This window comes from Streptococcus sp. 20925_1_69 (assembly GCF_041432365.1).
Taxonomy (GTDB): Bacteria; Bacillota; Bacilli; order Lactobacillales; family Streptococcaceae; genus Streptococcus.
In genome coordinates this window covers 260,425-282,013 of sequence record NZ_JAPVZL010000001.1, presented here as the reverse complement: position 1 = coordinate 282,013, position 21,589 = coordinate 260,425, and the positions used below count along the sequence as shown (strand labels likewise).

The following is a 21,589-nucleotide window of genomic DNA, read 5'->3' as shown; positions in this document are numbered from 1 at the left end:
CTTGTATGATTATTTTACAAGCTAATAAAATTGAACGTTCTTTTGCAGGAGAGGTTCTTTTTGATAATATCAACCTGCAGGTTGATGAACGAGACAGGATTGCCCTTGTTGGGAAAAATGGTGCAGGTAAGTCTACTCTTTTGAAGATTTTGGTTGGAGAAGAGGAGCCAACTAGTGGAGAAATCAATAAGAAAAAAGATATTTCTCTGTCTTACCTAGCCCAAGATAGCCGTTTTGAGTCCGAAAATACCATCTACGATGAGATGCTTCATGTCTTTGATGACTTGCGTCGGACTGAGAAACAACTGCGCCAGATGGAGTTGGAGATGGGTGAAAAGTCTGGTGAGGACTTGAATAAGCTGATGTCAGATTACGACCGCTTATCTGAGAATTTTCGCCAAGCAGGTGGCTTTACCTACGAAGCTGATATTCGAGCGATTTTGAATGGATTCAAGTTTGACGAGTCTATGTGGCAGATGAAAATTGCTGAGCTTTCTGGTGGTCAAAATACCCGTCTGGCGCTGGCCAAAATGCTTCTTGAAAAGCCTAATCTCTTGGTCTTGGACGAGCCAACCAACCACTTGGATATCGAAACTATCGCCTGGCTAGAGAATTACTTGGTAAATTATAGCGGTGCCCTCATTATTGTCAGTCATGACCGCTATTTCTTGGACAAGGTTGCGACAATTACGCTGGATTTGACTAAGCATTCCTTGGATCGTTATGTGGGCAATTACTCTCGTTTTGTCGAGTTGAAGGAGCAAAAGCTAGCTACTGAAGCAAAAAACTATGAAAAGCAACAGAAGGAGATTGCTGCTCTGGAAGACTTTGTCAATCGTAATCTAGTCCGAGCTTCAACGACCAAACGTGCCCAATCTCGCCGAAAACAACTGGAAAAAATGGAACGTTTGGACAAGCCTGAAGCTGGTAAGAAATCAGCCAACATGACCTTCCAGTCTGACAAAACGTCGGGCAATGTTGTATTGACTGTTGAAAATGCAGCTGTTGGCTATGACGGGGAAGTCTTGTCACAACCGATTAACCTAGACCTTCGTAAAATGAATGCTGTTGCTATCGTCGGTCCAAATGGTATCGGCAAGTCAACCTTTATCAAGTCTATTGTGGACCAGATTCCTTTTATCAAGGGGGAAAAGCGCTTTGGCGCTAATGTTGAGGTGGGTTACTATGATCAGAATCAAAGCAAGCTGACACCAAGTAATACTGTACTGGATGAACTCTGGAATGATTTTAAACTGACACCGGAAGTTGAAATCCGTAATCGTCTCGGTGCCTTCCTTTTCTCAGGAGATGATGTCAAAAAATCAGTTGGCATGCTGTCTGGTGGCGAGAAAGCTCGTTTGCTTTTAGCTAAATTATCTATGGAAAACAACAACTTCTTGATTCTGGATGAGCCAACCAACCACTTGGATATTGATAGCAAGGAAGTGCTAGAAAATGCCTTGATTGACTTTGATGGAACCTTGCTTTTTGTCAGCCACGACCGTTACTTTATCAATCGTGTAGCAACTCATGTTTTGGAATTGTCTGAGAATGGCTCGACTCTCTACCTTGGAGACTACGACTACTATGTTGAGAAGAAAGCAGAAGTAGAAATGAGTCTGGCAGAGGAGGTTTCAACAAGTAATCAAGCAAAAGAAGCAAGTCCTGTGAATGACTATCAAGCTCAAAAAGAAAGTCAAAAAGAAGTTCGCAAACTCATGCGACAAATTGAAAATCTAGAAGCTGAAATCGAAGAGCTAGAAAGTCAAAGTCAAGCCATTTCTGAAAAAATGTTGGAAACAAACGATGCCGGCGAACTCATGGAATTGCAGGCTGAGCTGGACAAAATCAGCCATCGTCAGGAAGAAGCCATGCTTGAGTGGGAAGAATTATCAGAGCAGGTGTAAAGATGGAACATCTTGGAAAAGTATTTCGTGAATTTCGTACAAGTGGAAATTATTCTTTAAAGGAGGCGGCAGGGGAGTCCTGTTCAACCTCTCAGTTATCTCGCTTTGAGCTTGGGGAGTCTGACCTAGCAGTCTCGCGTTTCTTTGAGATTTTGGATAACATTCATGTAACAATCGAAAATTTCATGGACAAGGCAAGAAATTTTCACAATCATGAACATGTTGCCATGATGGGACAAATTATTCCGCTTTACTACTCAAATGATATTGCAGGTTTTCAAAAGCTTCAAAGAGAACAACTTGAAAAGGCTAAGAGTTCGACGAATCCCCTTTATTTTGAGCTGAACTGGATTTTGCTACAAGGTCTGATTTGTCAAAGAGATTCGAGTTATGATATGAAGCAAGATGATTTGGATAAGGTAGCAGATTATCTCTTCAAAACAGAAGAATGGACCATGTATGAGTTGATTCTTTTCGGGAACCTCTATAGTTTCTACGATGTGGACTATGTCACTCGGATTGGTAGAGAAGTTATGGAGAGGGAGGAATTTTACCAAGAGATTGGTCGCCATAAGAGATTAGTGTTGATTTTAGCCCTCAATTGTTATCAGCATTGTTTAGAGCATTCTTCTTTTGATAATGCTAGCTATTTTGAGGCTTATACAGAGAAGATTATTGGTAAAAACATTAGTCTGTATGAACGAAATATTTTACATTACTTAAAAGGTTTTGCCTTGTACCAAAAAGGAAAGTGTAAAGAAGGTTGTAGCCAAATGCAAGAAGCCATGCATATTTTTGACGTGCTAGGTCTTCCAGAGCAAGTAGCCTACTATCAAGAACACTACGAAAAATTTGTCAAAGATTAATTTTCCCAAATATGGGAAAAAGAAAGAAGCTCCTTTCGGTTTTGATACAATAGTTTCAAAATTTGAGAGGAGTTTTTATATGAATCGCTATGCAGTACAGTTGATTAGCCGTGGAGCTGTTAACAAGATAGGGAATATGCTCTATGATTATGGAAATAGTGTCTGGTTGGCTTCCATGGGGACTATCGGACAGACTGTTTTAGGAATGTATCAGATTTCTGAACTCGTCACATCTATTCTCGTAAATCCTTTTGGCGGAGTCATTTCAGACCGTTTTTCTCGTCGTAAGATTTTAATGACTACAGACCTTGTTTGTGGGATTCTTTGTCTGGCTATTTCTTTCATAAGGAATGACAGCTGGATGATTGGGGCTTTGATTTTTGCCAATATTGTGCAGGCTATTGCTTTCGCCTTTTCTAGACCAGCAAATAAGGCCATTATCACAGAATTGGTAGAGAAGGATGAACTGGTCCTCTACAATTCTCGTTTGGAGTTGGTCTTGCAGGTTGTCAGTGTGAGTTCCCCTGTACTCTCTTTTCTGGTTTTACAATTCGCAAGTCTTCGCATTACCTTGGTATTAGATGCCCTTAGTTTTTTTCTCGCTTTTGGCTTGGTAGCCTTGCTTCCAAAGAAAGAAGAGAAGACTTTGGGTGAGAAGAAACTTACATTCAAAGTTATTTGTGCTGATATCAAGGAGGGAGTTCACTATATTGTGAAGCAAAAGGAAATCTTCTTTTTGTTAGTCATGGCTTCAAGTGTCAATTTTTTCTTCGCAGCCTTTAATTACCTCCTCCCCTTTTCAAATCAGCTCTATGGAGTTCAAGGTGCTTATGCCACTATTTTAACAATGGGTGCTATCGGTTCTATTGTTGGGGCCCTGTTAGCTAGCAAGATTAAAGCCAGTATGGAAATGCTTCTGTTTTTGTTGGCTCTGACTGGAGTTGGAGTGATGATAATGGGTTTCACCCTGCCCAGCTATCTTGCTTTTTCAGGGAATTTCATTTGTGAACTATTTATGACGATTTTCAATATTCACTTTTTTACTCAGGTACAAACCAAGGTTGGAGGTGAATATCTTGGTAGAGTTCTCAGTTCGATTTATACCTTAGCTATACTGTTTATGCCTATAGCAACAGGTTTAATGACCTGGTTTCCAAGTGTTCATCTTTATTCTTTCTCGATTATTGGACTTGGAGTTGTCGTTTTATCTTTCTTAGCTCTATGCTATGTTCGAACTCATTTTGAAAAAGAGACATAAGTTTGCTTGGACTTCAAAAATAATTCCAATCTAAGTATTTTTCCGCCCTTCTCGTTTGTGAGGAGGGCTTAGTTTATGGTAAAATGGTCTTATGAATAAAAGAATGAATGAGTTAGTCGCCTTGCTCAATCGCTATGCGACTGAGTACTATACCAGCGATAATCCCTCGGTTTCTGACAGTGAGTATGATCGCCTTTACCGAGAGTTGGTTGAGTTAGAAACTGCCTATCCAGATCAAGTGTTAGCAGACAGTCCGACCTATCGTGTTGGTGGCAAGGTTTTAGATGGTTTTGAAAAATACAGTCATCAGTATCCTCTTTATAGTTTGCAGGATGCTTTTTCACGTGAGGAGCTTGAAGCTTTTAATGCGCGTGTTCGTAAGGAGGTGCCTCATCCGACCTATATTTGTGAGCTGAAAATCGATGGCTTATCTATCTCGCTGACGTATGAAAAGGGGATTTTGGTTGTTGGTGCAACACGTGGAGATGGTTCTGTTGGTGAAAATATCACAGAAAATCTTAAGCGTGTTAAGGACATTCCATTGATCTTGCCAGAAGAACTAGATATCACGGTTCGTGGGGAATGTTATATGCCACGTGCTTCTTTTGACCAGGTTAACCAAGCTCGCCAAGAAAATGGAGAGCCTGAATTTGCCAATCCTCGTAATGCGGCGGCAGGGACTCTACGACAGTTGGATACAGCAGTAGTTGCCAAGCGCAATCTTGCGACTTTCCTCTATCAAGAAGCCAGCCCTTCAACTCGTGATAGCCAAGAAAAGGTTTTGAAGCACCTTGAACAACTAGGTTTTGTAGTCAATCCTAAGCGAATTCTGGCTGAAAGCATGGATGAGATTTGGAATTTTATCCAAGAAGTAGGACAGGAGCGGGACAATCTACCTTATGATATCGATGGGGTAGTGATTAAGGTCAATGAACTAGCAGTCCAAGAAGAATTAGGTTTTACCGTCAAGGCTCCTAAGTGGGCAGTAGCCTATAAGTTCCCTGCTGAGGAAAAAGAAGCACAACTCCTGTCAGTTGACTGGACAGTTGGCCGTACGGGTGTTGTAACTCCAACTGCTAATCTGACCCCTGTTCAGCTAGCTGGTACAACTGTTAGCCGTGCAACCCTGCACAATGTTGATTATATTGCTGAAAAGGATATCCGCAAAGATGATACAGTTATCGTCTATAAGGCTGGAGACATCATCCCTGCCGTTTTACGTGTGGTAGAGTCCAAACGGCTTTCTGAAGAGAAACTAGATATTCCAACAAACTGTCCAAGTTGTGATTCTGTCTTGCTACACTTTGAAGATGAAGTGGCTCTTCGTTGTATCAATCCGCGTTGCCCTGCTCAAATCATGGAAGGCTTGATTCACTTTGCTTCTCGAGATGCTATGAATATTACAGGCCTTGGTCCCTCTATTGTTGAGAAGCTTTTTGCTGCAAATCTAGTCAAGGATGTGGCAGATATTTACCGTTTGAAAGAAGAAGATTTCCTCCTTTTAGAGGGGGTTAAGGAAAAGTCTGCTTTTAAACTGTATCAGGCCATCCAAGCATCTAAGGAAAATTCAGCCGAGAAACTATTGTTTGGTTTGGGAATTCGCCATGTCGGAAGCAAGGCCAGTCAGCTGTTACTTCAACATTTTCATTCAATCGAAAATCTGGCTCAGGCAGATCCAGAGGAAGTAGCTAGTATTGAAAGTCTAGGTGGTGTAATTGCCAAAAGTCTTCAGACTTACTTTGCGACAGAGGGCTCTGAAATTCTCCTAAAAGAATTGAAAGAAGCTGGGGTCAATCTGGAATATAAAGGACAGACTGTAGTGGCAGATGCAGCCTTGTCAGGTTTGACAGTGGTATTGACTGGGAAATTGGAACGGCTCAAGCGCTCAGAAGCTAAAAGTAAACTCGAAAGTCTGGGTGCCAAGGTAACAGGCAGTGTTTCTAAAAAGACCGACCTCGTTGTGGCAGGTGTAGATGCTGGAAGCAAACTGCAAAAAGCACAAGAACTTGGTATCGAGGTTCGAGATGAAGCTTGGCTAGAAAGTCTGTAATGATCGTTTAAAAGCAGAGTTTAGATAAGAGGACTATGTTTGTTAATCGGAACAAAATCGGTCTAGAGCTTATTAGTCAAATAGAAATAAATTAAGAAATATAAAGGAAAAATAAAAAATGTATAACTACCCTATGCGCATTCATTACCATCGCAAGAATGGAGAATACGACACCTGCTCTTTTGTAAAAAGTCAAGACCAGCGAATCGATTTGCTGACCTACAAAGAAGATTATTTTGGAGCTTCATTTAGTTTTGAACATCCAAGCGCTCATCCCCTAGAAAGTTTGAATTTTGTGGTTCATACCGGCCAAACCAGTAAAGAATATGCTATCCGTTTTAATCACTATCCCCTCTTAACAGAGGTCTGGATTTTGGAAGGAGATGATAGGATTTATTACTCTGAAAATCCTGCTATTGCAAGTCCTTTCTATAAAAATCAAAATCCTTTTGCCTTTGATAAGGCCATTAACAGTGCTAGTTTTGACCATCATTGGGGTTATCAAGGGGAATTGGGTTGCCGTGTAGAGGATAATCAGGCTCATTTTGCCCTTTGGGCTCCAACAGCGACAGAAGTGCAGATTGTCGTTTATGAATCAGCTGCTAACGATGCCCCTGTTTGGAAGAGTTTTGAGATGGAAAGAGGCAATAGCTACTCTTATAATCATAAGGACAATACAATCGGTGTCTGGAGTTTGGATGTTGAGGAAGATTTGACTGGTAAGGCTTATCAGTATCAAGTCCAATTTCCTCACCACCAAACACTGACACGCGATCCTTACACTATCGCGACCAGTCCTGATGGCAAACGTTCAGCTATTCTGAGCTTTGAAGAAAAGCAAGTTGAAAACTTTGAGGTCAAGCACGGTTCTGAGGCTACTTGGCGTTTGACAAATCCATGTAAGGCAGTTATTTGTGAAATGCACATTCGTGATTTGACCAAGTCACCGACCTCAGGTGTGGATGAACATCTTCGAGGAACTTTCTTGGGTGCTGCTCAGACTGGAACAGTTAACCAGTATGGTCAGTCAACTGCTTTTGATTACATCAAGAAGATAGGCTACAATTATGTTCAGTTGCAACCAATTGCAGATCGTCACAAAGAATACGATGCAGATGGGAATGTAACCTACAACTGGGGCTATGACCCACAAAACTATAACGCACCAGAAACGAGCCTTTCAACTAATCCAGAGGATCCAGCTCAGGTCATTCGTGATTTGAAGACCATGGTTCAAGCCTATCACGATGCGGGTATTGGTGTTATTATGGATGTGGTCTATAACCATACCTTCTCAGTTGTTGATGCACCTTTCCAAACAACTGTCCCTGATTACTATTATCGTATGAATCCAGACGGTACCTTCCAGAATGGAACGGGTGTTGGAAATGAAACAGCCAGTGAACACGAAATGTTCCGCAAGTATATGATTGATTCTCTTCTATACTGGGTTCAGGAATACAATATTGACGGCTTCCGTTTTGACTTAATGGGGATTCATGATGTCAAGACCATGCAGATGATTCGTCAGAGCTTGGATGAAATCGACCCCAACATTATCCTCTATGGAGAAGGTTGGGACATGGGAACAGGTCTTGCCCCTTATGATAAGGCTAAGAAAGACAACGCCTACGAAATGCCAAATATTGGTTTCTTTAATGACAATCAGCGTGATGCTGTTAAAGGTGGAGAAGTTTACGGTGCAATTAAATCAGGTTTTGTCAGCGGTGCTGCGACAGAGCCAATTCTTGCCAAAGCAATCCTAGGCAGTCGTGAATTAGGAACCTATACACATCCAAATCAAGTACTTAACTATGTGGAAGCCCATGACAATTACAATCTTCACGATTTATTGGCAACCCTTCATCCAGACCAAAGTTCAGAACAAATCATGCGCAAGGTTGAGACAGCCACAGCTATGAACCTACTCATGCAAGGGATGGCCTTTATGGAAATCGGTCAAGAATTTGGTCGTACCAAACTAGTTGCGACTGGTGAAAATGGTGAGTTGACCCATGATGATAGAGAGCGTGCTATGAATAGCTATAATGCTCCAGACAGTGTGAACCAAGTGAACTGGGACTTGATTAATGAGCGTCAAGATAGTATTGACTTTATCCGTCAGATGATTCGATTGAAGACAGGAACCGGTGCCTTTTCTTACCCTACTTATGATGAAATTTACCATCATGTTTTTGTTCATTCAGCAAATGAACATAGTGGTTTGATTGTCTATGAGATTCAAGGGGAAGACCATTTACTGGTTGTATTTAATACTAAAGGGCAAGACTTCCAGTTTGAAAATGCTGGAAATCTAGAACTATTGGTGACCAATAGCCATTTAAGTGATAAAGACATGGTTGGTGGCGTTAGCACCAGCGTCTTTAAAGTCTTGTAGAAAAAATCAAAAGTTTTCAATTGTGTCGTATAATTTCTAGGATATCTTCTTGCTAAAAATTATAAAACTCAATGAAGAATAACATAGCATGAAAAAGGTTTAGTTCATCTAAGCCTTTTCTTCTTGTACTGACTGCTTAACAAAAGAGTTCAAATAGTTTGAAAAGTCAAGCTTGTGAAAATAATCTCAAAAATATTGTAAAAAGGGTTGTAATTTTCTGAAAATTTGGTAAAATATATCTAATCATTTTCAGGAGGACGAGAATTTGACAAGATATAAGAATTTAGTAAATGGAGAATGGAAATCATCTGAAAAAGAAATTACGATTTATTCACCAATCAATCAAGAAGAATTAGGGACAGTACCAGCTATGAGCCAAGCGGAAGTAGATGAGGCTATGCAAGCTGCGCGTGCAGCATTGCCAGCATGGCGAGCTTTATCAGCAGTTGAACGTGCGGCTTATTTGCATAAAACAGCAGCTATTTTAGAACGCGATAAGGAAGAAATTGGTACTATCCTTGCCAAAGAAGTAGCAAAAGGGATTAAAGCAGCCATTGGAGAAGTAGTGCGTACAGCAGACTTGATTCGTTATGCTGCTGAGGAAGGTCTCCGTATCACTGGACAAGCAATGGAAGGTGGTGGTTTTGAGGCAGCAAGTAAAAACAAACTGGCTGTTGTCCGTCGTGAGCCGGTTGGAGTCGTGCTAGCTATTGCTCCCTTTAACTATCCAATTAATCTTTCTGGTTCTAAGATTGCTCCGGCCTTGATTGCAGGGAATGTGGTTATGTTTAAGCCACCAACACAAGGTTCCATTTCTGGTCTCTTGTTGGCTAAAGCCTTTGAAGAAGCAGGGATTCCAGCAGGTGTTTTCAATACCATTACTGGTCGTGGTTCAGAAATTGGGGATTATATCATTGAGCACAAAGAAGTCAACTTCATCAACTTTACAGGTTCAACTCCTATCGGAGAACGTATTGGTCGTTTAGCTGGTATGCGTCCTATCATGTTGGAACTTGGCGGAAAAGATGCGGCTCTTGTACTAGAAGATGCAGATTTGGAACATGCTGCCAAGCAAATTGTTGCGGGTGCCTTTAGCTACTCAGGCCAACGTTGCACGGCCATTAAACGTGTCATTGTTCTTGAAAGTGTAGCAGATAAATTAGTTACCTTGCTTCAAGCAGAGGTTGCTAAATTAACAGTTGGTGATCCATTTGACAATGCTGATATTACACCTGTTATTGACAATACTTCAGCCGACTTCATTTGGGGCTTGATTGAGGATGCACAAGAAAAAGGGGCTCAGGCTCTTACGCCAATCAAACGTGAAGGCAATCTTCTCTGGCCAGTGCTTTTTGACCAAGTTACAAAAGATATGAAAGTAGCATGGGAAGAACCATTTGGGCCTGTTTTACCAATTATTCGTGTGGCTAGTGTAGAAGAAGCTATTGCCTTTGCCAACGAATCTGAATTCGGACTTCAATCATCAGTCTTTACAAATGATTTCAAAAAGGCCTTTGAAATTGCTGAAAAACTTGAAGTGGGTACAGTCCATATTAATAATAAAACCCAGCGTGGTCCAGATAATTTTCCATTCCTTGGTGTCAAAGGTTCTGGTGCTGGTGTTCAAGGAATTAAATATAGCATTGAAGCGATGACAAATGTCAAATCCATTGTTTTTGATGTGAAATAAAATGTAAAATCAGGAAATTGTTTTCCTGGTTTCTTTTTTTACTTTAAAACAACAATTTTATTGGTAAAATGACGAACTTTATGATAGTATTGTAAAAAAACAATTCGTTTTCATAATCTGTTTGAAAATTTCTTGATTTACAAGTGAACACATCAGTGAATTTGTTGAAGACTTTCAAAAGATTTTTTTGCAAATTCCGTAATTTACTTGAATCTTCCCTAAAAAGGTAGTATAATAAATCTATAGAAAACGCTTACAGAAAAAGGGGAGGTATTATGGATAAAAGAGAAGCTTTGCGCACCTTTATGACAGGAGAAAATTTTCACCTTCAGCATTATCTAGGAGCACATAGGGAAGAACTAAATGGAGAGTACGGTTATACATTTCGTGTGTGGGCTCCCAATGCTCAGGCTGTCCACTTGGTGGGGGATTTCACGAATTGGGGAGCAAATCAAATTCCAATGGAACGAAATGAATTTGGTGTCTGGGAAGTCTTTACCAGCCTTGCTCATGAAGGCCAAATTTACAAGTATCATATCACGCGTGCAAATGGTCATCAGCTGATGAAGATTGACCCTTTGGCTGTACGATATGAGGCACGTCCTGGTACTGGAGCTATTTTAACAGATATTCCAGAAAAGAAATGGAAGGATGGGCTTTGGTTAGCTCGTAGAAAACGCTTGAGCTTTGAAGAGCGTCCTGTCAATATTTATGAGGTCCATGCTGGATCTTGGAAGAGGAATCCAGATGGTAGTCCCTATAGTTTTGCTCAATTGAAGGATGAGCTGATTCCTTACTTGGTTGAGATGAACTATACTCACATTGAGTTTATGCCCTTGATGTCTCACCCTCTCGGTTTGAGTTGGGGTTACCAGCTTATGGGGTACTTTGCTTTAGAGCATGCATATGGTCGTCCTGAAGAGTTTCAAGATTTTGTTGAGGAATGTCATTTAAATAATATTGGGGTCATTGTGGACTGGGTACCTGGTCATTTCACTATTAATGATGATGCTTTGGCTTATTATGACGGGACACCGACTTTTGAGTACCAAGACCATAATAAGGCTCATAACTACGGTTGGGGAGCGCTCAATTTTGACCTTGGGAAAAATGAAGTCCAATCCTTCTTGATTTCTAGCATTAAGTTTTGGATTGACTTTTACCATTTGGACGGTATTCGTGTAGATGCAGTTAGCAACATGCTCTATCTTGATTATGATGATGCACCATGGACGCCTAATAAAGATGGCGGAAATCTCAACTACGAGGGCTATTATTTCCTTCAACGCTTGAATGATGTGATTAAACAAACTCATCCAGACGTTATGATGATAGCTGAGGAAAGTTCATCAGCTACTCAGATTACTGACACCAAGGATTCAGATGGTCTTGGCTTTGACTACAAATGGAATATGGGCTGGATGAATGATATCCTCCGTTTCTACGAAGAAGATCCTATTTACCGTAAGTATGACTTTAATTTGGTGACTTTCAGCTTTATGTATGTTTTCAAGGAAAACTATCTCCTACCATTCTCGCACGATGAAGTGGTTCATGGTAAGAAGAGTATGATGCATAAGATGTGGGGAGATCGCTACAATCAATTCGCAGGCTTGCGCAATCTCTACACTTACCAAATTTGTCACCCAGGTAAAAAATTGCTCTTCATGGGTAGTGAATATGGGCAATTCCTAGAATGGAAATCTGAAGAACAGTTGGAATGGTCTAATCTAGAAGATCCAATGAATGCTAAGATGAGGTATTTCACTTCTCAGCTAAACCAGTTTTACAAAGACCACCGCTGTCTGTGGGAAATTGATACCAGCTATGATGGTATTGAAATCATTGATGCGGATAATCGAGACCAGAGTGTTCTTTCCTTTATCCGTAAGGGTAAGAAGGGCGACATGCTAGTCTGCGTCTTTAATATGGCACCTGTTGAACGAAAAGATTTTACAATCGGACTACCCGTTGCAGGAATTTACGAAGAAGTATGGAATACTGAGTTAGAAGAGTGGGGAGGCGTTTGGAAAGAACATAATCAAACTGTTCAAACGCAAGAAGGACTATGGAAAGATTATGAGCAGACCTTGACCTTTACCCTACCGGCTATGGGAGCAAGTGTCTGGAAAATCAAACGTCGCTTGAAATCTACTAAAACCGTCACAAATAAAAACCAAAAAGGAGTAGAAAATGAAGAATGAAATGTTAGCTTTGATTCTTGCCGGTGGGCAAGGAACTCGTCTCGGAAAACTCACTCAAAACCTTGCGAAACCAGCTGTACAATTTGGCGGACGCTACCGTATCATTGACTTCGCTCTTTCAAACTGTGCCAACTCAGGGATTAACAATGTTGGAGTCATTACACAGTATCAACCACTTGCTCTTAACAATCATATTGGAAACGGTTCAAGTTGGGGGTTAGACGGTATTAATTCTGGTGTCTCTATTCTTCAACCTTATTCTGCAAGTGAAGGAAATCGTTGGTTTGAGGGGACTAGCCACGCTATTTACCAAAATATCGACTATATCGACAGTGTCAATCCTGAGTATGTCTTGATTCTGTCTGGGGACCACATCTATAAAATGGACTATGATGATATGCTCCAGTCACACAAGGATAATAATGCTAGTTTGACAGTAGCAGTTCTTGATGTTCCTCTAAAAGAAGCTAGCCGTTTTGGTATTATGAACACAGATGCCAATAACCGCATTGTTGAATTTGAAGAAAAGCCAGCACAACCAAAATCTACAAAGGCTTCTATGGGTATTTACATCTTTGATTGGCAACGTCTGCGCAATATGCTTGTTGCTGCTGAAAAGAGCAATGTAGATATGTCAGATTTTGGTAAAAATGTCATTCCAAATTACCTTGAGTCAGGTGAAAGTGTCTATGCATATGAGTTTAATGGCTACTGGAAAGATGTTGGTACCATTGAGTCACTTTGGGAAGCAAATATGGAGTACATTTCTCCAGAGAATGCCTTGGACAGCCGTAACCGTCAATGGAAGATTTACTCAAGAAACTTAATTTCACCACCAAACTTCCTTGGGGCAAATGCTCATGTGGAAGATTCCTTGGTTGTTGATGGCTGTTTTGTAGATGGAACTGTTAAACATTCTATCCTTTCAACAGGTGCGCAAGTTCGCGAAGGGGCAGAAGTAGTAGATTCAGTTATCATGAGTGGTGCAATTGTTGGTCAGGGAGCTAAAATTAAACGTGCCATTATTGGTGAAGGTGCAGTTATTTCTGACGGTGTCGAAATTGATGGAACAGAAGAAGTACAAGTTGTAGGATATAATGAAGTAGTGGGGGTAGCAACAGATGAAGATTGATAAATATTCTGCCATTTTAGGAAATACAGTTGGTTTTCATGATATGTCAACACTGACGGATCACCGTCCAGTAGCTAGTTTGCCATTTGGTGGTAAATATCGCTTGATTGACTTCCCACTTTCCAGTCTTGCTAATGCAGGTGTCCGTAGTATCTTTGGTATTTTCCAACAAGATAATATCAGTTCTGTCTTTGACCATATCCGCTCAGGACGTGAGTGGGGCTTATCAACCCTTCTCAGTCACTATTATCTAGGTATTTACAATACCCGTGTAGAAAGTAGCACAGTTGGAAAAGAATACTACCAACAGCTGCTCACCTATTTAAAACGCTCTGGCTCAAACCAAACGGTTGCCCTCAACTGCGATGTCTTGATTAACATTGATTTGAACCAAGTTTTCCATCTACATAGTACAACAAAGGGACCTATCACTGTAGTTTATAAAAAGCTAGCTAAGAAAGACATTTCAGAAGTAAACGCAATCTTGGAAGTGGATGAAACAGACCATGTTCGTTCTCATAAACTCTTTGATAGCAAGTTACCAGATCAAATCTATAACATGTCTACAGATATCTTTGTCGTTGATACACCTTGGTTGATTGAACGCTTAGAAGAAGAAACTAAGAAAGAACATCCAGAGAAGTTGCGCTATGTTTTACGGGATTTGGCTGCAAAAGAAGGGGCTTTTGCCTACGAGTACACAGGTTATCTGGCAAATATTCACTCTGTAGAGTCTTATTATCAAGCTAACAAAGATATGCTTGAATCACAAAAATTCTACTCTCTCTTCTCACCAAATCAAAAGATTTATACAAAGGTCAAAAACGAAGAGCCAACTTACTATGCCAATACATCTAAGGTAAGTACTTCTCAGTTTGCGTCTGGTAGTATCATTGCAGGTCAAGTGGCTAATTCTGTTCTATCACGTAATATTCATGTCCATAAGGATAGCTTGGTTAAAGATAGCCTGCTCTTCCCTCGTGTTGTTATTGGAGAAGGAGCTCAGGTAGAATATGCTATCTTAGACAAGGGTGTTGAAGTTGAGCCTGGTGTTGTGATTCGAGGAACTGCAGAACATCCAGTTGTCGTTAAGAAAGGTAGCAAAGTAACAGAGGATATTCATTCATGAAAATTTTATTTGTAGCAGCAGAGGGTGCACCCTTTTCAAAAACAGGTGGTTTGGGAGACGTTATTGGCGCTCTTCCAAAATCACTGGTAAAAGCGGGACATGAAGTTGCAGTGATTTTACCCTACTATGACATGGTAGAGGCTAAATTTGGAAATCAAATTGAAGATGTGCTTCATTTTGAGGTGAGTGTTGGTTGGCGCAGACAGTATTGTGGGATTAAGAAAACCGTCTTAAACGGTGTAACCTTCTACTTTATTGACAACCAATACTATTTCTTCCGTGGTCATGTTTACGGTGATTTTGACGACGGAGAGCGCTTTGCCTTTTTCCAACTTGCTGCCATTGAGGCTATGGAAAGGATTGACTTTATTCCTGACCTTCTCCATGTTCATGATTACCATACAGCTATGATTCCTTTCTTGTTAAAGGAAAAATACCGTTGGATTCAAGCCTATCAAGGTATTAAAACTGTTTTAACCATTCATAATTTGGAATTTCAAGGACAATTTTCAGAAGGAATGTTATGGGATTTGTTTGGAGTCGGTTTTGAACGTTATGCTGATGGTACCCTTCGCTGGAACAACTGTCTGAACTGGATGAAGGCTGGTATTCTTTATGCTGACCGTGTTTCAACCGTTTCACCGAGCTATGCTCATGAAATTATGACCAGTCAGTTCGGATGTAACTTGGATCAAATTCTTCGAATGGAGTCTGGCAAGGTGTCTGGTATCGTGAACGGGATTGATGCTGACCTGTATAATCCTCAGACGGATGCTCTTTTAGACTATCATTTCAATCAGGAAGATTTGTCTGGGAAGGCCCAGAATAAGGCAAAATTGCAAGAAAGAGTTGGCTTACCCGTTAGGGATGATGTCCCACTGGTGGGAATTGTTTCTCGTTTGACACGTCAAAAAGGTTTTGATGTGGTGGTCGAAAGTCTGCACCATATCTTGCAAGAAGATGTTCAGATTGTTCTTTTGGGAACTGGCGACCCTGCCTTTGAGCACTCTTTCTCATGGTTTGCTCAGATTTACCCAGACAAGCTATCAGCAAATATCACTTTTGATGTCAAACTAGCTCAAGAAATCTACGCTGCTTGTGACCTCTTCCTCATGCCGAGTCGTTTCGAACCGTGTGGCTTGTCTCAAATGATGGCTATGCGTTACGGAACCTTGCCGTTGGTCCATGAAGTTGGAGGCTTGCGAGATACAGTTCGCGCTTTCAATCCAATCGAAGGAAGCGGTACTGGCTTTAGCTTTGACAATCTATCTCCTTACTGGTTAAATTGGACTTTCCAAACAGCTTTGGACTTGTATAGAAACCATCCTGACGTTTGGAGAAACCTACAAAAACAAGCTATGGAGTGTGATTTTTCATGGGATACAGCCTGCAAATCATACCTTGACTTGTACCATAGTTTAGTTAACTAATAGATAAAATCGTATGATGACTTCATACGATTTTTGGGCTGTTTAGAGAGGAGAATTTATGTCTCAAGTAAAAGGCTTGTGTGTCATGGATGTAGATGGAACCTTAATCCTAGAAGAAGTGATTGATTTGTTGGGAAGAGAAGCAGGTCGTGAGGAGGAAATTGCGCAGCTTACAAGTCGGGCAATGAGAGGAGAGTTGGATTTTGAAATCAGTTTAAGAAAAAGAGTTTCCTTGTTGGAAGGACTTCCTGTTTCGGTCTTTGATAAAGTTTTCGACTCTATTCATCTATCGCAAAATGCACAGGAATTCGTTTCTATTCTCCAAAAGAATGGAATCTTAGTTGGTCTGGTGTCTGGTGGTTTTACACCAATAGTTGCGAGATTAGCGAAATCACTTGGTATTGCCTATTTCTCTGCCAACCAAGTTGAAGTAAAAAATGGGCTTTTAACAGGGAAATTAGTTGGACAAATTATTAGTCCCGAGGTTAAAAAAGAGACTCTAGAACAATGGAGAAAGGAACTAAAACTTTCTAAAGAAAGAACGATTGCAGTCGGTGATGGGGCCAATGATTTATTGATGTTGAAGTCGGCGGGACTTGGAATCGCTTTTTGTGCCAAAGAGGTACTCAAAAAAGAAATACAATATCATGTTGACAAGAGGGATTTTTTAGAAGTTCTTTCTTTGATTGACTGTTTAGAATGAGGGAAAATATGAAGATTGTAATTGCACCGGATTCGTTTAAGGAAAGCTTGACCGCTGAAGAGGTGGCTGAAGATATTAAAAGAGGCTTCCAACAATCGATAGCAGATGTAGAATGTCTCCTCTGTCCTGTTGGTGATGGTGGCGAAGGGACAGTAGATGCCATTCGACATTCTCTCGACCTTGAAGAACAATGGTTCCAAGTGACAGGACCTTTTGGACAAAAAGAAGAAATGCGCTATTTTCAAAAAAGTCAACTGGCACTATTTGAAGTTGCTGATTTGCTTGGCCTTGGAAAGATTCCGCTAGAGAAACGAAATCCACTGAAAATCCAAACTTGTGGTATTGGAGAGTTGATTCGTCATCTCATTGCTCAAGGGATTAAAGAAATCTATATCGGCGTTGGTGGCACGGCCAGTAATGACGGAGGAATTGGGATCGCTGCTGGTTTAGGTTATCGATTTTATGATAGGGATGGAAATGTCTTGCCCGCTTGCGGGCAGTCCTTATTAAACTTAGCTTCTATGTCAACAGAAAATCGCTATAAAATTCCTGAAGATGTTCAAATTCGTATTTTAGCAGATGTCGCGAGTCCCTTATGTGGTCCTCAAGGTGCGACCTATATTTTTGGCAAACAAAAAGGCCTAGATCCTACTATGTTTGCAGTCGTAGATCAGGCAATCCAAGATTTTTATGAAAAAGCCTCACCTGTAACATTGCAAATTAAAGGAGCAGGAGCTGGGGGAGGCCTTGCTGGCGGTTTGTGTGCCTTTGCTCAGGCAAATATCGTGTCTGGAATAGATAGCTGCTTGGACCTAATCAACTTTGATAAGAAAGTTTCAGATGCTGACTTGGTTGTTGTAGGAGAAGGAAAGCTAGATCGTCAAAGTTTAGCAGGTAAAGCGCCGATAGGCGTAGCAAAAAGAACCCCTGTCGGAGTTCCTGTCATTGCTATTTGTGGTAGTATTGCTGAGGATTTACCTTCCCTACCATTTGAGAATATCCAAGCGGCTTTTTCAATTTTGGAGAAAAGTGAACCTTTAGAAGATAGTTTGAAAAATGCCAGTCTCTATCTGGAGCGCACGGCAGCCAATATTGGGTGTTTATTAACTATGCGCAAGATTTAGCCAAACCATTTCTTCCAGATGGATGTTTTGGCTGGTTCTTCCTTTTTAACTTCCCAAAGTTTTGGAAAAGCAAGTCGAAGGTCCTTTTCTTCTACTTGAACTGGTGCATTGGTATGGATAATCAGGCCAAAAGGAGAAGAAGTATGCTCTTCAGATACAATGGTGGCTTGACTATCAGTTTCTTTTGCTTCTTTTAAGTAGAAAACTTGTTTGTCAAATTCGATAGTTGGTGAAATCTTCACAAATAGTGGTTCTGCTTTTTCCTGAAGGTTTTCTAAAATAGATAAAAAGCCTTTTTCTAACTGAGGGCTATTTGCTGTGTCAATATCTGCATATCCAAGAACTCTTTCCTCAAAAGTGCCAAGATAGCGTCTTTGCTCATCTGGATTTAATTTTGCTCCACCATGAGCTTTTTCAAGTAATTGTTTTGATAAATCTGTCATGAAAACAGTATATCATAAAAGTTAGAATAAAACAGACAAAAGAAAGCGATTACTTTATAAAGTTAAGGAAAATTTGCACAAAGATAACGTTTTTTCTTGAAAAAGGAGGGTTTTTAAGGTATTATAGAGGTGTAAAAAATTTAACTCATAAGGAGAGTAAAAAATGTCAATTATTACTGATGTTTACGCTCGCGAAGTCCTAGACTCACGCGGTAACCCAACACTTGAAGTAGAAGTTTACACTGAATCAGGTGCTTTCGGACGTGGTATGGTTCCATCAGGAGCTTCTACTGGTGAACACGAAGCAGTTGAACTTCGCGACGGTGACAAATCTCGTTACGGTGGTCTTGGTACACAAAAAGCTGTTGACAACGTAAACAACATCATTGCTGAAGCAATCATCGGCTACGATGTACGTGACCAACAAGCTATCGACCGTGCTATGATCGCACTTGACGGTACTCCTAACAAAGGTAAATTGGGTGCCAACGCAATCCTTGGTGTGTCTATCGCTGTAGCTCGTGCTGCTGCTGACTACCTTGAAATCCCACTTTACAGCTACCTAGGTGGATTCAACACTAAAGTTCTTCCAACTCCAATGATGAATATCATCAACGGTGGTTCTCACTCTGACGCTCCAATCGCTTTCCAAGAATTCATGATCGTACCTGCTGGTGCGCCATCATTCAAAGAAGCTCTTCGTTGGGGTGCTGAAATCTTCCATGCTCTTAAGAAAATCCTTAAATCTCGTGGTTTGGAAACAGCCGTAGGTGACGAAGGTGGATTTGCTCCTCGTTTTGAAGGAACTGAAGACGGAGTTGAAACTATCCTTGCTGCTATCGAAGCTGCTGGATATGTTCCTGGTAAAGACGTATTTATCGGATTTGACTGTGCTTCATCAGAATTCTACGATAAAGAACGTAAAGTTTACGACTATACTAAATTTGAAGGTGAAGGAGCAGCTGTACGTACTGCTGCAGAACAAATCGACTACCTTGAAGAATTGGTAAACAAATACCCAATCATCACTATCGAAGATGGTATGGATGAAAATGACTGGGACGGTTGGAAAGCTCTTACTGAACGTCTTGGTGGTAAAGTTCAATTGGTTGGTGACGACTTCTTCGTAACAAACACTTCTTACCTTGAAAAAGGTATTGCAGAAGGTGCTGCTAACTCAATCCTTATCAAAGTTAACCAAATCGGTACTCTTACTGAAACATTCGACGCTATCGAAATGGCGAAAGAAGCTGGTTACACTGCCGTTGTATCACACCGTTCAGGTGAAACTGAAGATTCAACAATCGCTGACATCGCAGTTGCAACTAACGCAGGACAAATCAAGACTGGTTCACTTTCACGTACAGACCGTATCGCTAAATACAACCAATTGCTTCGCATTGAAGACCAACTTGGTGAAGTAGCTGAATACCGTGGATTGAAATCATTCTACAACCTTAAAAAATAAAATAGTTCAGTGAACTATTTTATCCCGAACCTTGAAATTCAAAAGTTCGGCCGTTGATTTAACAACGTTTCTAGCCCCTCGGATTTTATCCGAAGGGCTATTTTTGTATTTAGGAGGCAAAAAAGGGGCAAAACTTTTTAAAAAATCTTTTTCATAACTTTATCCAGTACATTGATTACTTCATCTTTCATGTTCTTTGTGACGTGGGTGTAGATGGAAGTGGTGACTTCAGAGTCGGAATGATCAACCCTGTCCGTGATTGTTTTTAGCGGAATTTTATTTTCTGATAAAATATTGGCCATCGCAGGCAGCATGCTTTTATAGGTGCTCAATTTGATTTATTTTTGTGGAATCCTCTTATTTTGAGATGAATACCAATTATAAGTGATTTGCATAACTAGGATCTTACAAAGAAAGGCAAGCTAGTGGCCACATAAATCTTATTTCATCTTCTTTTATTGCATTTGATAAAATAAGATTAATAGTTTATTGAATCCCTTTATTGGTTATAACATAATTTAATTTATGTAACCTATAAACTATCCAAGGCATTCTTTTGTTCATCATTTACGATATGGGTATAGAGGTCAGTGACTTGTGTACTGGCATGTCCTAGCTGATGACTGACCAAAACTTGCGATTTAGTGGCATCATAGAGCCTGGTTGCTAGCGTATGGCGTAGTTTATGGGGTGTTACACGGACTTTGAAGTCCTCAGAGTACTTAGCAACCATTTTCTCAACGCTGGAAGCATCGATACGATTAGGAACACCTCTGTAGAGAGTCAAAAAAAGGGCTGTATCTGTTTTTTCTGTCTTATAGCGTTGATTTCGAATAGCAAGATAATTCTCTAAATAAGGCTTAGCAAAAGCAGCGACATTGACCGAGTCACGTTTGCCACCTTTTCGAGTGACATCGATAACCATCATTTTGAGATTGAGATCCCTTATATCCAGATTAACAGCTTCAGATAAGCGGACGCCAGATGCCAAGAGAAGAGCAATGATAGCCAAATCACGTTCTTTATTTTTATTAAATGAAGATAGGGCGCGATTTGAAAGTTGTTGTGGATACTCTTGATCAATATAAGTAAGAAAACCTTCTGTTTCATCACCAAGAAAGAGTTTTTGCTTGATGTTTTCAGCTCTGGCAGCAAGTGTTTCTTTCTTTTTCTTGGTTGAAACTTTCTTCATTACATTACGATAAAAATAAGGCTCTCCCTGATCGTTTTCAACTTCCTCGGTCAAATACTTATAAAGACTAGAAAGTGCTGACAAGGTTCGATTGATAGTTGTTTGTGAGACACCTTGCTTTGTTGTATTAGCATTCAGCAAAGGACGTTCACGTAGGTAAAGGATAAAAGATTCCATGTCTTTCTTAGACATATTTTCCAAGACAGATAAAGGAATATCAGATATTTTATTAGCATTTGAAATTCCTGACTCCAAAACCCAGCTGAAAAATCGATCGTATTCCTTGAGGTATTCGTACAAGGTTGTAAAACTGTAGGGAACGGCAAGCTTAGATTGGTAGTATTCCAAAACATACCAGGGCATGATTTGTTTTAGTTTGTCGATTCGTTCCAGTAAAATCTCACGTTTCATGTATTTTCTCCATAAATAAGTCTACTAGTAGTATAGCATAGACTTATACATTTTTCAAGAAAATTATAGTTTTTCGGAAAGATATTATAGGGGTTTTTTAAAGTGATAAAAAGACTTAGACCTGCAAACAAAACAGATCTAAATCTTTGGAGTTATTATTGTGAATCATTATTTAGTGCTTTTT

The 21,589-nt window shown here is 40.3% G+C and carries 15 protein-coding genes and 1 pseudogene; 13 read left to right on the top strand and 3 right to left on the bottom strand.

All coding sequences use genetic code 11. From position 1 onward, the window contains the following. Positions 1-5: 5 nt before the first annotated feature. The 12 genes from O3601_RS01395 (at position 6) to O3601_RS01340 (ending at position 17,891) form a co-directional block, all read left to right on the top strand. Positions 6-1,907, top strand: coding sequence for an ABC-F family ATP-binding cassette domain-containing protein (locus tag O3601_RS01395; protein WP_371470563.1), 1,902 nt, complete (start codon positions 6-8; stop codon positions 1,905-1,907). Between the two features lie 2 nt (positions 1,908-1,909). Then, positions 1,910-2,773, top strand: coding sequence for a MutR family transcriptional regulator (locus tag O3601_RS01390; RefSeq protein ID WP_371470562.1), 864 nt, complete (start codon positions 1,910-1,912; stop codon positions 2,771-2,773). A 79-nt stretch (positions 2,774-2,852) separates the two neighbouring features. Then, the gene (locus tag O3601_RS01385; RefSeq protein ID WP_371470560.1) at positions 2,853-4,031 is read left to right on the top strand and encodes an MFS transporter; all 1,179 of its coding nucleotides are present in this window, start codon (positions 2,853-2,855) and stop codon (positions 4,029-4,031) included. Positions 4,032-4,122: 91 nt separating this feature from the next. Continuing rightward, complete coding sequence (ligA, locus tag O3601_RS01380) at positions 4,123-6,081, top strand: NAD-dependent DNA ligase LigA (protein WP_371470559.1); 1,959 nt, start codon at positions 4,123-4,125, stop codon at positions 6,079-6,081. Between the two features lie 118 nt (positions 6,082-6,199). After that, complete coding sequence (gene pulA, locus O3601_RS01375) at positions 6,200-8,479, top strand: type I pullulanase (RefSeq protein WP_371470557.1); 2,280 nt, start codon at positions 6,200-6,202, stop codon at positions 8,477-8,479. 265 nt (positions 8,480-8,744) lie between these two features. Next, positions 8,745-10,169, top strand: coding sequence for an NADP-dependent glyceraldehyde-3-phosphate dehydrogenase (locus tag O3601_RS01370; RefSeq protein WP_371470555.1), 1,425 nt, complete (start codon positions 8,745-8,747; stop codon positions 10,167-10,169). A gap of 275 nt (positions 10,170-10,444) precedes the next feature. After that, the gene (glgB, locus tag O3601_RS01365) at positions 10,445-12,373 is read left to right on the top strand and encodes a 1,4-alpha-glucan branching protein GlgB (protein ID WP_371470554.1); all 1,929 of its coding nucleotides are present in this window, start codon (positions 10,445-10,447) and stop codon (positions 12,371-12,373) included. After that, entirely contained in the window at positions 12,363-13,505 is a 1,143-nt protein-coding gene (locus tag O3601_RS01360) for a glucose-1-phosphate adenylyltransferase (protein ID WP_101781911.1), read from the top strand. The genes glgB and O3601_RS01360 overlap by 11 nt, the downstream gene beginning before the upstream one ends. Further along, positions 13,495-14,634, top strand: coding sequence for a glucose-1-phosphate adenylyltransferase subunit GlgD (glgD, locus tag O3601_RS01355; protein WP_371470552.1), 1,140 nt, complete (start codon positions 13,495-13,497; stop codon positions 14,632-14,634). Before O3601_RS01360 ends, glgD begins: the two co-directional genes overlap by 11 nt. Continuing rightward, complete coding sequence (glgA, locus tag O3601_RS01350; RefSeq protein ID WP_371470551.1) at positions 14,631-16,064, top strand: glycogen synthase GlgA; 1,434 nt, start codon at positions 14,631-14,633, stop codon at positions 16,062-16,064. Before glgD ends, glgA begins: the two co-directional genes overlap by 4 nt. A 58-nt stretch (positions 16,065-16,122) precedes the next feature. Then, positions 16,123-16,767 carry a phosphoserine phosphatase SerB gene (gene serB, locus O3601_RS01345; RefSeq protein ID WP_371470550.1) on the top strand — a complete coding sequence of 215 codons (645 nt, stop codon included), beginning with the start codon at positions 16,123-16,125 and terminating at the stop codon, positions 16,765-16,767. Between the two features lie 8 nt (positions 16,768-16,775). Continuing rightward, the gene (locus O3601_RS01340; RefSeq protein ID WP_371470549.1) at positions 16,776-17,891 is read left to right on the top strand and encodes a glycerate kinase; all 1,116 of its coding nucleotides are present in this window, start codon (positions 16,776-16,778) and stop codon (positions 17,889-17,891) included. Here O3601_RS01340 and O3601_RS01335 read toward each other — a convergent pair. After that, positions 17,888-18,334 (bottom strand): DUF1694 domain-containing protein, encoded by a 447-nt coding sequence (locus O3601_RS01335; protein WP_371470547.1) that lies wholly within the window; start codon positions 18,332-18,334, stop codon positions 17,888-17,890. The two genes, O3601_RS01340 and O3601_RS01335, sit on opposite strands and share 4 nt — an antisense overlap. A 163-nt stretch (positions 18,335-18,497) precedes the next feature. On the opposite strand from O3601_RS01335, the gene eno reads away from it, so the two are divergent. Continuing rightward, positions 18,498-19,802, top strand: a complete 1,305-nt coding sequence (gene eno, locus O3601_RS01330; RefSeq protein ID WP_000022821.1) for a surface-displayed alpha-enolase — start codon at positions 18,498-18,500, stop codon at positions 19,800-19,802. A 137-nt stretch (positions 19,803-19,939) separates the two neighbouring features. On the opposite strand, the pseudogene O3601_RS01325 reads toward eno, so the two are convergent. Both O3601_RS01325 and xerS read right to left on the bottom strand, forming a co-directional pair. Further along, positions 19,940-20,098, bottom strand: a pseudogene (locus tag O3601_RS01325) (integrase); the annotation flags it as partial. A 236-nt stretch (positions 20,099-20,334) separates the two neighbouring features. Further along, on the bottom strand, positions 20,335-21,405 hold the full coding sequence (xerS, locus tag O3601_RS01320) for a tyrosine recombinase XerS (RefSeq protein ID WP_371470546.1): 1,071 nt from the start codon (positions 21,403-21,405) through the stop codon (positions 20,335-20,337). Between the last annotated feature and the right edge of the window lie 184 nt (positions 21,406-21,589).

Excerpts from the sequence above, each read along its gene's own strand:
- ligA (WP_371470559.1), top strand. The coding sequence starts at position 4,123 with ATGAATAAAAGAATGAATGAGTTAGTCGCCTTGCTCAATCGCTATGCG.
- serB (WP_371470550.1), top strand. The coding sequence starts at position 16,123 with ATGTCTCAAGTAAAAGGCTTGTGTGTCATGGATGTAGATGGAACCTTA.
- glgA (WP_371470551.1), top strand. The coding sequence starts at position 14,631 with ATGAAAATTTTATTTGTAGCAGCAGAGGGTGCACCCTTTTCAAAAACA.
- xerS (WP_371470546.1), bottom strand. The coding sequence starts at position 21,405 with ATGAAACGTGAGATTTTACTGGAACGAATCGACAAACTAAAACAAATC.
- eno (WP_000022821.1), top strand. The coding sequence starts at position 18,498 with ATGTCAATTATTACTGATGTTTACGCTCGCGAAGTCCTAGACTCACGC.
- O3601_RS01395 (WP_371470563.1), top strand. The coding sequence starts at position 6 with ATGATTATTTTACAAGCTAATAAAATTGAACGTTCTTTTGCAGGAGAG.
- glgD (WP_371470552.1), top strand. The coding sequence starts at position 13,495 with ATGAAGATTGATAAATATTCTGCCATTTTAGGAAATACAGTTGGTTTT.
- pulA (WP_371470557.1), top strand. The coding sequence starts at position 6,200 with ATGTATAACTACCCTATGCGCATTCATTACCATCGCAAGAATGGAGAA.
- glgB (WP_371470554.1), top strand. The coding sequence starts at position 10,445 with ATGGATAAAAGAGAAGCTTTGCGCACCTTTATGACAGGAGAAAATTTT.
- O3601_RS01340 (WP_371470549.1), top strand. The coding sequence starts at position 16,776 with ATGAAGATTGTAATTGCACCGGATTCGTTTAAGGAAAGCTTGACCGCT.
- O3601_RS01360 (WP_101781911.1), top strand. The coding sequence starts at position 12,363 with ATGAAGAATGAAATGTTAGCTTTGATTCTTGCCGGTGGGCAAGGAACT.
- O3601_RS01390 (WP_371470562.1), top strand. The coding sequence starts at position 1,910 with ATGGAACATCTTGGAAAAGTATTTCGTGAATTTCGTACAAGTGGAAAT.
- O3601_RS01335 (WP_371470547.1), bottom strand. The coding sequence starts at position 18,334 with ATGACAGATTTATCAAAACAATTACTTGAAAAAGCTCATGGTGGAGCA.
- O3601_RS01385 (WP_371470560.1), top strand. The coding sequence starts at position 2,853 with ATGAATCGCTATGCAGTACAGTTGATTAGCCGTGGAGCTGTTAACAAG.